This is a genomic window from Aquitalea aquatica (assembly GCF_013911085.1).
In the GTDB taxonomy this organism is placed as follows: Bacteria; Pseudomonadota; Gammaproteobacteria; order Burkholderiales; family Chromobacteriaceae; genus Aquitalea; species Aquitalea aquatica.
This window is the reverse complement of the sequence record NZ_JACERN010000039.1, coordinates 79,976-94,220: the sequence shown is the minus strand read 5'-3', so window position 1 is coordinate 94,220 and position 14,245 is coordinate 79,976. Positions and strand designations below refer to the sequence as shown.

General features: G+C 61.6%; 12 protein-coding genes. 10 read left to right on the top strand and 2 right to left on the bottom strand.

Going from position 1 to position 14,245, the window contains the following annotated elements; genetic code table 11:
* From H2Z84_RS15255 to H2Z84_RS15215, 9 genes are all read left to right on the top strand, one after another.
* A complete protein-coding gene (locus tag H2Z84_RS15255; RefSeq protein WP_137009066.1) occupies positions 1-624 on the top strand; it encodes a bifunctional 4-hydroxy-2-oxoglutarate aldolase/2-dehydro-3-deoxy-phosphogluconate aldolase in 624 nt (207 codons plus the stop codon).
* A 324-nt stretch (positions 625-948) separates the two neighbouring features.
* On the top strand, positions 949-1,644 hold the full coding sequence (locus H2Z84_RS15250) for a response regulator transcription factor (protein WP_181836743.1): 696 nt from the start codon (positions 949-951) through the stop codon (positions 1,642-1,644).
* 5 nt (positions 1,645-1,649) lie between these two features.
* The gene (locus H2Z84_RS15245) at positions 1,650-3,077 is read left to right on the top strand and encodes a sensor histidine kinase (protein WP_181836742.1); all 1,428 of its coding nucleotides are present in this window, start codon (positions 1,650-1,652) and stop codon (positions 3,075-3,077) included.
* 259 nt (positions 3,078-3,336) lie between these two features.
* The gene (locus tag H2Z84_RS15240; protein ID WP_181836741.1) at positions 3,337-4,581 is read left to right on the top strand and encodes an ABC transporter substrate-binding protein; all 1,245 of its coding nucleotides are present in this window, start codon (positions 3,337-3,339) and stop codon (positions 4,579-4,581) included.
* A gap of 208 nt (positions 4,582-4,789) precedes the next feature.
* Positions 4,790-5,692 (top strand): carbohydrate ABC transporter permease, encoded by a 903-nt coding sequence (locus tag H2Z84_RS15235; RefSeq protein ID WP_103523695.1) that lies wholly within the window; start codon positions 4,790-4,792, stop codon positions 5,690-5,692.
* Positions 5,685-6,542 (top strand): carbohydrate ABC transporter permease, encoded by an 858-nt coding sequence (locus H2Z84_RS15230; protein ID WP_309545482.1) that lies wholly within the window; start codon positions 5,685-5,687, stop codon positions 6,540-6,542. The genes H2Z84_RS15235 and H2Z84_RS15230 overlap by 8 nt, the downstream gene beginning before the upstream one ends.
* 3 nt (positions 6,543-6,545) lie before the next feature.
* Positions 6,546-7,655, top strand: coding sequence for an ABC transporter ATP-binding protein (locus tag H2Z84_RS15225; protein ID WP_181836740.1), 1,110 nt, complete (start codon positions 6,546-6,548; stop codon positions 7,653-7,655).
* Positions 7,655-8,551: an aldo/keto reductase gene (locus tag H2Z84_RS15220; RefSeq protein WP_181836739.1), complete on the top strand. Its 897-nt coding sequence runs from the start codon at positions 7,655-7,657 to the stop codon at positions 8,549-8,551. Before H2Z84_RS15225 ends, H2Z84_RS15220 begins: the two co-directional genes overlap by 1 nt.
* A gap of 88 nt (positions 8,552-8,639) precedes the next feature.
* A complete protein-coding gene (locus tag H2Z84_RS15215; protein ID WP_103523691.1) occupies positions 8,640-9,458 on the top strand; it encodes an HDOD domain-containing protein in 819 nt (272 codons plus the stop codon).
* 79 nt (positions 9,459-9,537) lie between these two features.
* Here the strand turns inward: H2Z84_RS15215 and H2Z84_RS15210 are convergent, their stop codons facing one another.
* The gene (locus tag H2Z84_RS15210; protein ID WP_181836738.1) at positions 9,538-11,412 is read right to left on the bottom strand and encodes a ribonuclease catalytic domain-containing protein; all 1,875 of its coding nucleotides are present in this window, start codon (positions 11,410-11,412) and stop codon (positions 9,538-9,540) included.
* 279 nt (positions 11,413-11,691) lie between these two features.
* Between H2Z84_RS15210 and H2Z84_RS15205 the strand changes: the two genes are divergently transcribed.
* The gene (locus H2Z84_RS15205) at positions 11,692-13,323 is read left to right on the top strand and encodes a GGDEF domain-containing protein (protein ID WP_258869428.1); all 1,632 of its coding nucleotides are present in this window, start codon (positions 11,692-11,694) and stop codon (positions 13,321-13,323) included.
* An 86-nt stretch (positions 13,324-13,409) separates the two neighbouring features.
* Here H2Z84_RS15205 and H2Z84_RS15200 read toward each other — a convergent pair whose 3' ends face one another.
* Positions 13,410-14,180, bottom strand: a complete 771-nt coding sequence (locus H2Z84_RS15200; protein WP_059286917.1) for a DeoR/GlpR family DNA-binding transcription regulator — start codon at positions 14,178-14,180, stop codon at positions 13,410-13,412.
* Positions 14,181-14,245: the final 65 nt, after the last annotated feature.

The following is a 14,245-nucleotide window of genomic DNA, read 5'->3' as shown; positions in this document are numbered from 1 at the left end:
ATGGACGCTTTGACCCTGTTGCGTCAGGGACCGGTTGTGCCGGTCATCGTGGTAAATGACGCCGCTGTTGCGGTAGACCTGGCGCGCGCGCTGGTGGATGGCGGCATTCGCGTGCTGGAAGTCACCCTGCGCACCAAGGCGGCACTGGCCGCCATGCGCCGTATGCGCGATGAAGTACCCGGCGCCATCGTCGGTGCCGGCACGCTGCGCAACCGCGCCCAGCTGGAAGCGGCGCTGGACGCCGGTGCCCAGTTTGGCGTCAGCCCCGGCCTGACTCCGGAGCTGGCCTCGGCTGCGCGCAATGCCAACCTGACCCTGCTGCCGGGTGTGGCCACCGCCTCGGAAGCCATGCGCGCACAGGACGAAGGCTTTGACATCCTCAAGCTGTTCCCGGCCGAAGCCGTGGGCGGCATCAAGCTGCTCAAGTCGCTGGCCGGCCCGCTGCCCGACCTGCGCTTCTGCCCGACTGGCGGGATTGATCTGGTCAAGGCCAAGGAATACCTGGCCCTGCAAAACGTACTGGCCGTTGGCGGCAGCTGGTTGACCCCGGAAGACGCCATCGCCAACCGCGACTGGGCACGCATCACCGAGCTGGCCAAACAAGCCAGCGCACTGGCGCAGTAAACCCGCCCACGCAATATATAAGCCCGCCTCGTGCGGGCTTTACTGATTGTTGACCAACTCCTCTCGCTTTCTGAAAAGAAAGCGAGGCTCCCTTGCAGGGCAAGGGCGGGGGGATGGGGAATAGATGGGAAGGCTGCCGAATCAATAAGTGAGTCGAAAGGCCCGGCTTTGCCGGGTCCAGTGCAATCGAACCAGATTACTTTGTCAGCAGCCTGCAAGCCCGCCCCGTGCGGGCTTTTTTGTTGCACCGCACACCGCACGCTAATGGCACAGCCCGGCTGATCTGCACTACCATCAGGCCTTCACCTGCCGCCTGCCGCTCCTATGAAACTGTTTCTGGCCGAAGACGATGCCGTACTGGCCGATGCCCTGCTTACCCGCCTGAGCCAGCTGGGCTTCGAGGTCTGCCATCGCAGCGATGGCCTGGCCGCCCAGCAGATGCTGCTGAGCGAAGCATTCGATGCCGTCATTCTGGATATCGGCCTGCCCGGCCAAGACGGGCTCAAGGTGCTGCGCCATGTGCGCGTGCATCAGCCGGCACTGCCCATTTTGCTGCTGACCGCACTGGACAGCATGGAAGACCGGGTCGCCGGGCTGGATGCCGGTGCCGACGACTATCTGGTCAAGCCCTTTGACTTCCCCGAACTGGAAGCCCGCATCCGCGCCCTGCTGCGCCGCCAGCGCGCCAGCGATAGCGTGCGTGACGAACTGCAACGGGAAGAACTGCAGTTCGGCCCGCTGCGACTGGACCGCAGCGCCCAGCGCGCCTGGGCCGGCGCGCAGCCGCTGGATCTGTCGGCACGCGAGCTGGAGCTGCTGTTCATCCTGATGAGTCAGGCGGAAAAAGTGCTGAGCAAGGAGCAAATCTCCGCCGCCCTGTCCGGCGAGGGGGAAGAAATCGGCAGCAATGCGGTGGAAGTCTATGTGCACCGCCTGCGCAAGAAACTGGATGGCAGCGGTGCCGGCATTCGTGCGGTGCGCGGGCTGGGCTATCTGCTGACGCAGGCCGAAGACAGCTAGCCGCCATGCCGCGCCCGCGCCAACTTTCCCTGCGCCGCCAGTTGCTGATCTGGCTGCTGTTGCCGCAGCTGGTGCTGTGGCTGGCCGCCGCCATGCTGGCGCATGCCATGGCGGTGCGCTATGCCAACGAGGTCATCGACCAGACGCTGGCGCAGACCTCGCGGGCGCTGGCCCGCCAAGTCAAGCCCTTCGGCAATGGTTTCTATGTCGACTTCCCGCGCGCCGCGCGCGAAATCCTCGAAGAAGACCCCACCGACCGCGTCTATTACATGGTCAGCTCGCCACCAGCCGCCTTTTTGCTGGGCGAACCGGCCATGCCGCGCCCACCAGCCACGCTGGCCGCCCGCGCTGGCGCCAGCTATTTCTATAACGCCAGCATGAAGGGCCAGGATGTACGCGTGGCCGCACTTTACCTCCTGGCCGGCACGGTAGAGCAGCCGCAGCTGATGCTGGTGCAGGTGGCCAAGAGCCGCACACTGAGCGCCGAGCTGACCCGCAAGATCCTGCTGGACATGGGCCTGCCCCTGCTGGGACTGATGTTGCTGACCAGCCTCTTGGTCTGGGCCGGCATCAGCCGTGGCCTGTCGCCGCTGCGCCGCCTGCGCCGGGTGGTGGAGAACCGCTCGCCACGCGATATGGCCCCCATCGAGGTCAACAATGCCCCGGCCGAAGTACGCGCCCTCACCGCCGCCATCAACAGCCTGCTGGAAGAGGTCAATCGCCAGGTGGAGCAGCAACGGCGCTTTATCGGCGATGCCGCCCATCAGCTGCGCACGCCGCTGGCCGGGCTGAAATCACAGAGTGAACTGGTCAAGGCCGAACTGCTGGGCAATACGCCGGACATCCCGCGTGCCTGCCGCCAGCTGGAGCAGGTGGAAACCAGCGTGGCGCGCTCCATTCACCTGGTCAACCAGCTACTGGCGCTGGCACGGGCCGAGCCGGAAGCCGGCCTGCAGCTAAAACGGCTCGACCTGAAGCAGCTGTGCCGCGAAGTCACCGCCGAGGCCGTGCCGCGTGCGCTGGCACGCAAGCTGGACCTGGGGCTGGACAGTGACGACGACAGCCTGCTGGTGCTGGGCCATGCCGGCCTGCTGCGCGAACTGTTGGCCAATCTGCTGGACAATGCCATCCAGTACACCCCGGCCGGCGGCGAAATCACCGTGACACTGCGCCGGCTGGGCCGGCAAGTGCAGTTGCAGGTGTGCGATACCGGACCGGGCATCGCCCCGGCGGAGCGCGACAAGGTGTTCCAGCGCTTTTACCGGGTCAACAGCCTGGCTGGCGGCAAGGGCTGTGGCCTCGGGCTGGCCATCGTGCAGGAGATCGCCCGCCGCCATCACACCCGGGTGGAACTGCGCGACAACAGCCCGCACGGACTGTGTGCCAGCCTGCTGTTCCAGCGGGAAAATCCCCCCGAGCAAACCGGCCCGTAGTGTAGTTGACACACTACGGCGCACCATTTTGTTGCACAGCAGCACCAGCGCAGTGCCTTATGTTTATTGAATTATCTCCAATGTCATGCTGCAACGCATTCAGGATTTGTCATTTTCTTACAGCATTTCGCTTCAAACCTTACACAAAACTTACAATCTGCCGCTATAGTTCTTGCACATCCGGCCCCGGTCCTGGCCGAGCGCCGCCGGATGCACCATAAAAAACCGAAATGCAACGCTACAAGATGGAGACAAGAGAATGAAACGCAAACAGCTGAGCGCAGCACTGCTGGCCGCCACCCTGCTGCCGGCCACGGTATTTGCCGGCGAAGTGGAAGTGCTGCACTGGTGGACCTCGGGCGGCGAAGCCAAGTCCGTGGCCGAACTGAAAAAAATGATGAACGCCAAGGGCGATAACTGGAAAGACTTCGCCGTGGCTGGTGGTGGTGGCGACAATGCCATGACCGCGCTGAAAACCCGCGTGGTATCGGGCAACCCGCCGACCGCCGCCCAGATCAAGGGCCCGGCCATCCAGGAATGGGGTGCCGAAGGCGTGCTGGCCAATATCGATGCCGTAGCCAAGGCCGAAGGCTGGGACAAGCAACTGCCGCCGGTGGTCAGCCAGGTGATGAAATACAAGGGCCAGTACGTGGCCGCCCCGGTCAACGTGCACCGCGTGAACTGGCTGTGGGTGAATCCGGATGCCTTCAAGAAGGCCGGTGCCAAGGTGCCGACCACCTGGCCGGAATTCTTTGATGCCGCCGAAAAACTGAAAAAAGCCGGCATCCAGCCCCTGGCCCATGGCGGCCAGCCGTGGCAGGACGCCACCCTGTTCGAATCGGTGGCACTGGGTGTAGGTGGCCCGGGCTATTACAAGAAGGCTTTCGTGCAGCTGGATCAGGCCACGCTGGCCGGCCCGACCACGGTCAAGGTGTTTGAAACCCTGCAAAAAGTGAAGGGCTATATCGACAAGGGCGCAGCGGGCCGTGACTGGAACCTGGCTACCGCCATGGTCATCAACGGCAAGGCCGGCATGCAGTTCATGGGCGACTGGGCCAAGGGTGAATTCACCGCCGCCGGCAAGAAGCCGGGCAAGGACTTCCTCTGTGTAGCCGCACCGGGTACTGCCGGCAGCTTCACCTTCAACATCGACAGCCTGGCCATGTTCAAGCAGAAGGACGCCTCCGCGCAGAAGGCGCAGGCAGACCTGGCCGAAACCGTGATGAGCAAGAACTTCCAGGAAGTGTTCAACCTGAACAAAGGCTCGATCCCGGCCCGTCTGGACACGCCGATGGACAAGTTCGACGACTGCGCCAAGAAATCCAAGGCTGACCTGACTGCCGCCTCCAAGAGCGGTGGCTTGGTGCCCAGCTTCGCCCACAAGATGGCCATGCCGTCGGCCACCGAAGGCGCAATGGACGACGTGATTTCGCAGTTCATGAACTCATCGATGAGCCCGAAAACCGCCACCGAGCGCCTGGCCAAGGCCGGGAAAGTGCACTAAGCGAGCAGCAACCTTGCCCCGGGTCAGCCGACCCGGGCGCTTTTTTGCCGTGGACAGCCCTGACGCAGCAAGCGGCCAGCGGCTGTCTGTCTAACTCCTAGCTAAGCAAGCCATACCGTCTGACCATCCGTCCTGCCTCCCCGCCAGGACAGATCGACGCTGCGCGCCCCGCGCGGCATCGCCTCAGCGGCATGGCGAGGATTGATTCATGTCCACACCCCAATCACAAGCCAGTCTGTCGGCACTGGCAGACCGCTGGCTGCCCAAGCTGGTGCTGTCGCCCACCTTGCTGATCAGCCTGGTGTTCGTCTACGGCTTCATTGCCTGGACCGGCTGGCTGTCGCTGACCGAATCGCGACTATTGCCGCAGATGGATTTTGCCGGCCTGGTGCAGTACCAGGCACTGTTCGAGAATGACCGCTGGTGGACCGCTGTGGCCAATCTGGGCATTTTCGGCGGCCTGTTCATCGGCTGCACACTGGCAGTCGGCCTGTTCCTGGCCGTGCTGCTGGATCAGAAAATCCGTGCCGAAGGCACGCTGCGCACCATTTACCTGTACCCGATGGCCTTGTCCTTCATCGTCACCGGCACCGCCTGGAAATGGATGCTCAACCCCGACATGGGCCTGCAAAAGGTCATCAACGACTGGGGCTTTCCCGACTTCACCTTCGACTGGCTGGTGGACCCGGACAAGGCCATCTACACCGTAGTGATTGCCGGGGTGTGGCAGTCGTCCGGCTTTGTGATGGCGCTGTTCCTGGCCGGCCTGCGCGGCATCGACGATTCCATCATCAAGGCCGCCCAGGTGGATGGGGCCAGCCTGCCGGTCATCTACTGGCGCATCATCATCCCCAGCCTGCGCCCGGTGTTTTTCAGCGTGCTGCTGATCCTGTCGCACATCGCCATCAAGAGCTTCGACCTGGTGATGGCACTGACCGGCGGCGGCCCCGGCACCGCATCCGACGTACCGGCCATCTTCATGTACCAGTTTGCCTTTACCCGTGGCCAGCTGGGCCTGGGGGCAGCCTCGGCCATGATGATGCTGATGACCATCGTCGCCGTACTGGTGCCGCTGATGTATATGGAAACAAGGAGCGCCAAACGTGGCTAAACACCTGACTCCCGGCCGCATCGTGCTGTATGCCGCACTGCTGCTGATGGCCATTTATTACCTGCTGCCCTTGTACGTGATGCTGTCCACCTCGGTGAAAACCCTGGACGACATCCGTGGCGGCAACCTGATTGCCCTGCCGCAATCCATCACCCTGGATGCCTGGAGCAAGGCCTGGTCCAGCGCCTGCACCGGCGTGGAATGTGGCGGCATGAAGGGCTTTTTCTGGAATTCGGTGAAGATGGCCGTGCCATCGGTGCTGATTTCCACGCTGATTGGCGCGGTCAACGGCTATGTAGTGTCGATGTGGCGCTTCCGTGGTTCGGACGTGCTGTTCACCCTGCTCTTGGTGGGCTGCTTCATTCCCTTCCAGGTGGTGCTGCTGCCGATGGCGCGCCTGTTGGGCGAGCTGGGCATTGCCAATACCACCAGCGGGCTGATCCTGGTGCACGTGATTTACGGCCTGGCCTTTACCACGCTGTTCTTCCGCAACTTCTTCGTCACCATCCCGGACGAGCTGGTAAAAGCTGCGCGCATTGACGGTGCCGGTTTCTGGACGATTTTCCTGCGCATCCTGCTGCCCATTTCCGGCCCCATCTTCATGGTGTGCGTGATCTGGCAGTTCACCCAGATCTGGAACGACTTCCTGTTCGGCGTGGTGTTTGCCTCTGGCGAATCGCAGCCCATCACCGTGGCGCTGAACAATCTGGTGAATACCTCTACCGGGGTGAAGGAATACAACGTGGACATGGCTGCCGCCATCATCGCCGCGTTGCCCACCCTGTTCGTTTACATGGTTGCCGGCCGCTATTTCGTGCGTGGCCTGACAGCCGGTGCTGTGAAAGGTTGAACGATGGCCGCTCTCTCCATCAATAATGTTTGCAAGACTTACGCCAACGGCACCGACGTGCTCAAGGGCATCGACATCGCCATCGAAGACGGCCAGTTCCTGATACTGGTGGGCCCCTCCGGCTGCGGCAAATCCACGCTGCTGAACATGATTGCCGGGCTGGATGATATTTCCAGCGGCGATATCGAAATCGGTGGCAAGCGGGTGAACGACCTGTCGCCCAAGGACCGCGACATCGCCATGGTGTTCCAGAGCTATGCGCTCTACCCCTCGATGAGCGTGCGCAAGAACATCAGCTTCGGCCTGGAAATCCGCAAGATGCCGCAGGGTGAAATCGACGCCACCGTCGAGCGCGTGGCACAGATGCTGCAAATGACCCACCTCTTGGACCGCAAGCCCTCGCAGCTGTCCGGCGGACAGCGTCAGCGCGTGGCCATGGGCCGGGCACTGGCGCGCAATCCGTCCATCTTCCTGTTTGACGAGCCGCTGTCCAATCTGGATGCCAAGCTGCGGGTGGAAATGCGCACCGAAATCAAGCTGATGCACCAGCGGCTGAAATCCACCATCGTCTATGTCACCCACGACCAGATCGAGGCCATGACGCTGGGCGACCGCATCGCGGTGATGAAGGATGGCATCGTGCAGCAGTTTGGCAGCCCGCAGGACATTTACGACAATCCGGCCAACCTGTTTGTCGCCAGCTTCATCGGCTCGCCGTCGATGAACTTCATTCCGGCGCAGGTGGTGGAATCCGCCGGCGTGCTGGGGGTGAAAATCTGCGACGACCAGGGTTGCGTCATCCTGCCCTTGCCGCATGCCCAGGACAAGATAAAGCCGTGGCTGGGCCGCGAAGTCATCTTCGGCATCCGCCCGGAACAAATCACCGATGCCCGCACCGCCTACCGCGAAGGGCTGCCGGTGATGGCCTGCCATATCGATGTGATCGAACCCACCGGCCCGGACACCCTGGTGTTTGTCTCGCTCAACAACACAAAGGTATGCTGCCGTACCCACCCGACAGAAGCCAAACTGCCGGGCCACAGCATGGAACTGGTGTTCGACGTCTCCAAGGCCGTGCTGTTCGACCCGACTACAGAACAACGGATTGCCTGATGAGTCCTTTGCACGCAACACAACTGGCCCCGAGAGGGCCAGTTTTTTCTCCAGTGGCCGCCGGCCTGTGGCGGCTGCACGACTGGAATTTATCCCCTGCTGAACTGGCACACTGGATCGAACACGCCATCCAGCTCGGCATCACCACCTTTGACCATGCCGATCTCTATGGCGGCTTTCGCTGCGAGGCGCTGTTCGGCCAATGGCTGAAAGCCAATCCCGGCCAGCGCGAGCACATCCAGCTGGTGAGCAAGTGCGGCATCAAGCCGGCAGACCCGGCACGCGGCTGGCAGGTGAAGCATTACGACAGCAGCCGCGGCCACATCCTGGCCTCGGTGGATGCTTCCTTGCAAAACCTGGGCACGGACTATCTGGACCTGCTGCTGATTCACCGCCCGGACCCGCTGCTGGACCCGGACGAGGTGGCCGACACCTTTGCCAGCCTCAAGGTCAGTGGCAAGGTGCGCCACTTTGGCGTGTCCAACTTCAGCCCCAGCCAGTTTGCCCTGCTGGCAGCGCGCACCCCGCTGCTGACCAATCAGCTGGAAGCCTCGCTGCTGCACACCGCCCCGCTGTTCGATGGCAGCTTCGACCAGTGCCTGCAGGCCGGCGTCCGCCCCATGGTGTGGTCGCCGCTGGCTGGCGGCCGGCTATTGCAGGCAGAGGCCCACCCTGCCGTACATGCCGTGCTGGTGCAGATTGCCGGCGAATTGGCCGTCACGCCGGCCACCGTGGCGCTGGCCTGGCTGTTGCGCCACCCGGCGCGGCCCATTCCCATTTCAGGTTCGCGCCGCCTGAGCTCACTGGATGACGCCGCCGCGGCCTGCCAGCTACAGTTGGACCGCCAGCACTGGTTTGCCCTGCTGGAAGCAGCACATGGTCATCCCGTAGCCTGAATACAGCTGCCCGCCGGCTTTTAAATCTTTTTTTCCGCGCCGCTTCGCCTAAGCTCAATAAGCAAGGTAATGACCAAGGGGATAAGACATGCAAGTGGCGGACATTTTTGAAAAAGCCTCGGGACGGCTGCCGATGGTGCCCAAGGTGGTACAGGAGCTGATCGAAAGCTTTCACAAGACCGATATCAATATCGATGAAATCAGCGACAAGGTAGGCCATGACCAGGTGCTGACCGCGCGTGTGCTGCGGCTGGCCAATACCGCGCGCTTTGGCGGCAGCCGCCGCGTCGGTTCGCTGGATGATGCCGTGGTACTGCTGGGCTTTGATAATCTGCGCATTCTGGTGATTGCTTCTGGTATCACCGGTGCCACCGCCGGCATTGCCGGTTTTGACATGAAAGGCTTCTGGCAGCGCAGCTTTGCCATGGCCAACACCGCCAAGCGGCTGGCCCGGCTGGCCAAGCTGGATGCCCAGCTGGGTTATACCTGCGGCCTGCTATCCAATATCGGCGAGCTGGTACTTCATGTGGCCATGCCGGAACAAGCCGTGCAGATCGACAAGATCGTCGCTGGCGGTGCCGACCGGGTCGCCACCGAACGCATGTTGCTGGGCGTGGACCTGACCGAAGTGGGTGCCGAGCTGGCACGGCGCTGGAATTTCCCCGACGACATCCAGCAAGCCATCCGCGATCAGCACGATCTCTTGGGCGATGTCACCCAGTTTGCCATCGTGATCGGCCTGGCGGCGTACCTTGTAGCCGGCTTCAATCACGACATGAGCGAGGCCGACATGCAAGCCACCCTGCCGTGGACGGTGGTGGACAAGCTGGGCATCGAGCGCGACGCCATCAACGCCGCCATGAGCGAACTGAAAGAAGCCTGTACCGGCATCGATGATATGTTCTGAGCTAGCGTAGCAATACGAAAAAAGGCTGCCTCCTGGCAGCCTTTTCTGTTTGACACCTGAGTGGAAGCGCCTTGTGGGCTTAACCTTCCTCTTCCTCGCTGGCCGCGTCGACATGGCCCACCACGCCGGTGAAGCGGAACTCGATCTCGGCCATCAGTTCGTCGATACGGATCACGCTAAGCTGGATACGGTCGCCACGCGCCAGCTCCGGCAGGCCCGGAATGCGTACGCGCATCGGCAAGCCATCAATGCGCACCAGATCTTCCTTGATGAAGGTAGCGGTGATATTGCTGACCCCTTCCTGGGTAAACCAGCGCAGGCACCAGAAATGCTCCAGCTTGTCCTGGAAGCCCAGATAAGCCGAATAGGTGGTGTCAAAATCGCGCAGCAGGGCAAACAGCATGGCATTGCCCTGTTCGAACTGCGGCTTTTCGCCACGGATCATCGCGGTGAGCTGGCGCTGGTTGACGAAGTCGGTAGCACGGCGCAGCGGCGAGGTGGCCCAAGCATATTGCGCCACGCCCAGGCCGATATGCGGCTCGGGACGGGTTGTCATGCGCACCTTGCCCATGCTCTGGGCGCGGTACATCGCCGGGATGTCGGCCTCGGCCAGCATGCGGCCCCATTCGCTATTGGCCAGAATCATCAGTTCCGACACCAGCTTGTCCATGGGTGCACCGCGCTTGCGCAGGGTGATCTGCACCTTGCCATCGACCACATCGAAGTTGTAGTCCATCTGCACCGGACGGGTGGGGTCGTATTTGCCACGGCGCTTTTCCAGCGCATTGGCAAAATGCCACAGCCAGGTCAGTTCCTGCTTGAAGGGGTAGTTGATGCCCGGATCATTCAGCAGGGTGTCTTCGTTGAACTGCTGTTCCAGCTGGGCATGGCGCAGGTTGGCCCCGATGCGCACCTTCTCGATGCGGCTTTCATAGGCCACCGGTTCGAACTCGGGCGTCACGTCCACATACAGGCTGAGCGCCGGGCAGTCCTGGCCTTCTTGCAGGGTGAAAGCCTGTACCACGTCATCCGGCAGCATGGTGATCTTGTCGCCGGGGAAATACACGGTGGACAAGCGGCTCCACACCAGCTTTTCGATGTCCGAATCCACCGGCACGCCCAGCGTGGGCGCGGCGATATGGATGCCGACCCGCTTGTTGCCATCCGGCAGGTCCACAACCGACAGCGCATCGTCGATCTCGGTGGTATTGGCATCATCAATGGAGAAGGCCACCGCCTCGGCCAGCGGCAAATCCTGCGGCAGCTGCGGGGCGGCGTATTTGCCGAAACCGGCACCCTTGGGGAAGTATTCCATCAGGAAACCGGCCATCAGGTAGTCGGGCACCGAGCTGATGCCGCCCACACTTTGCGCCAGTTTCAGCGGCGGCTGGTTCAGTTCGCGCGCGGCCTGATCAAAGGCCTTGAACTCCAGCGTGCTCTTGTCCGGCTTCCACAGCAGCGACATCAACTGGCTGCGGATAGCTTCCGGCAGCGTGCCGGCCTTCAGTTCGGCTACCCAGCCGTCGATCTGCTCCTGCTCGCGCTTCTTGCGCTCGATGCCGGCCAGAGCGGCTTTCAGGGCTTCTTCCGGGGCCTTCTTGTAACGGCCCTTTCCCTTCTTGTAAAAATACATGGGCGCGCCGAACACCCGCAGGATGATGGCTGCGCTTTCCAATGCCGAAGGCGCATGGCCCCAGTAATCGGCGGCCAGCACATCGTGCTCGAACTCGTCTTCCGGGCTGCACTCCCACAGGAAATCCAGATCAATTTCATTCGCCATTTTTTCTACTGCGGGCAGAAAATCTGCCACAGTCGAGCTAAACTCGAGGAAAACATTGCTGGATTTGATCTTGGCTCGCTTGCCATGTTGAGTATCTACCTGCAAGCTGGCATCGGAACGGGAAACGATCGTGCCAACCTTGAAGGAGCCGCTTTCTTCGTAAAATACGTTCATTTGCGCGCCAACTGATTCATTAAGCCAAAATTATATCATTTCACCTCCAAGCCCTGCGCCACTTTGCAAACGCCGGCGCAGCAACAGGGTTTGGAACGGCTGGCAAAACCTCGTAGAGAATCCGGGCCAAGACGCACCGCCGCAGATAGTACAAATAGTACGGCAAGGCGGCGCAACACCGGAGCGGGGGTTTTGTCAGCGGGTCTTAACATGCGGCGGCCACAGGCCAGCTCGTCTTTACATAACAATTCGCATGTCGGCAGGAAGCGGGTATTCACCATGACGCTGGAAAGCAACGCAAATATTTCGGCAAGAGAGCACGCGGCACGCGAGATCGACCGTATTGGCCACATGCTGGTAACCCGCTGGGACCGCTCGCTGGCCGCACACCTGCTGTCCTTGGTCAGCAATCTGGAACGTTACATTCAAGGCGAAGACGCCGCGCAACTGCTGCCGGAATGTGTGGCACTGCGCGACCTGCTACAGCTGTGGCTGTTGCAGAACGACACCGTCCCGGGCGAAACCGAACGCTATGGTGCGCTACGCCACCATCTGGGCATCGTCAGCCAATTGGCCATGATGGAGGGCCGCCAGCTGTTACCGGAGCACTTCAGCGGCGGATTGATGCAGCAGGGTCCGCATCTGGTTTATCTGTGGATGCCGCCCAGCGAGGAAGCCAGCAATCTGAGCGAGCAGCTGTCCTGCTATGGCTTCATGGTGCAGACCATGTACCAGGCATCCAAACTGGCCCAGGCGCTGCAGGAGGCCACACCGGCAGCCGTAGTGGCCTATACCGACTTCACGGCCGGCGACCCCATCATGGCGCTGGCCGACACCATACGCGGCCTGTGCCCGCTGCTGTTTTGCTCCTCACGCTACGACTTCGAAGCCCGCCTGCTGGCGGTGCGGGCCGGTGCGGCCGGCTTTCTGGCCTGGCCGCTGCTGGCGCACGAGCTGATCGACAACCTCAGTTTTGGCGACCTTGGCGAAAAGCGCGATCCGCTGCGGGTAATGATCGTGGAAGACATGGCCTCGCTGGCCGGCCTGTACGCCAATGTGCTGAACAGCCATGGCGTGGATGCGCTGCAGGTGACCGACCCGGCACGGGTGCTGGACGGCATCGTGCAATTCCGCCCGGACCTGATCCTGATGGATATGTACATGCCGGAGTGCAACGGCATGGAGCTGGCGCAGATCATCCGCCAGCAACGCTTGCTGGACGGGATTCCCATCCTGTTCCTGTCGGTGGAAAAGCGTCAGTCGATTCAGCTGGACACCCTGACACTGGGTATAGATGGCTTCCTGACCAAGCCGGTGGCGCCGGAGGAGCTGGTGGTGACGGTGATCAACCGCGCCCGCCGCTACCGCAAGCTGCGTTCCTACATGATCAACGACAGCCTCACCGGCCTGCTCAACCACTCTCATCTGTATGCCCAGCTGGAATACGAAGTATTGCGCGCCAAGCGCGACCAGCGTGCGCTGTCGCTGGTCATGCTGGATCTGGACCACTTCAAGACCATCAACGATACCTATGGCCACCCGGCTGGCGACGAGGTGCTGGTGAATCTGGCGCGTTTCCTGAAAGAGCGGCTGCGCCGTTCCGACCTGATCAGCCGCTATGGCGGCGAAGAGTTTGCCATCGTGCTGCCCGGCACCCGTCAGGAAGACGCACTGCGCATCATGAATGCCATGCGCCAGGCCTTTTCCCAGATCGAGCAGCGCAGCAACCAGCAAACCTTCCACCAGACCTTCAGCGTCGGCATCAGCTCGCTGGCTACCGCCGAGGACACTACCCAGCTGGTACAGCAGGCAGACGACATGCTGTACCAGGCCAAGCGGCTGGGGCGCAACCGGGTGGAAGGCTATTCGCCGGAACATGTCCCGCTGTCGCGGCGCGAAACAGAAGCCTGAGTCCGGCTTCGCCCTCACTCAAGCAAAACGCCCGCTAAGCGGGCGTTTTTCATCTTCAACAGGGTAGTGCAATCGCACCAGCCCGCTCAGACTGCGTCGGCCAGGATCAACCTGACATTGTGTTCTTCCAACAGCTTGGCCAGCGACTCTGGCGGCTCGGCATCGGTAAACACGGTGTGGAATTCACTGATATGCCCCATGCGCACCAGGGCATTGCGGCCAAACTTGCTGTGGTCAGCAGCCAGGTAGCGGTGACGGGCATTGGCCATCATCGCCTGCGCCACGCGCACTTCGCGGTAGTCGAAATCCAGCAGCGAGCCATCGGTCTCGATACCGGACACGCCGATGATGGCGTAATCCACCTTGAACTGGTTGATGAAGTCCAGCGTGGCCACCCCGGTGATGCCACCATCCGAAGCACGCACCACGCCGGAGGTGATCATCACGGTGAAATCCGGATTGGCCGACATGATGGAGGCCACATGGATATTGTTTGTGATGACACGCAAGCCCTTGTGGGTAATGGTGAGCGCCTGCGCCACCGCCTCGATGGTGGTACCGATGCTCATGAACAGCGAGGCATGGTCGGGAATGCTGCCGGCAATCATGTCGGCAATATGTGCCTTTTCGCTCTGGAATTTTCCTTTGCGCGCAAAGTAATCCTCGTTTTCCACGCTGCTGCCCAGGGCAGCACCACCATGGTAACGGCGCAGCAAATTTTCTTCACACAGCTGGTTGATATCGCGCCGGATGGTCTGCGGCGTGACATCGAGCAGTCTGGCCAGCTCTTCGATCGGCATGAAGCCGTTTTCGCGGACCAGCTGCAGAATCTTGTCGTGACGGGGTGAGCGGCTCATAGGGATTCGATTCCGAAAATCATGTTTAGTTACTAACATATTTTTCGGTCAAAGGGCAAATGCTT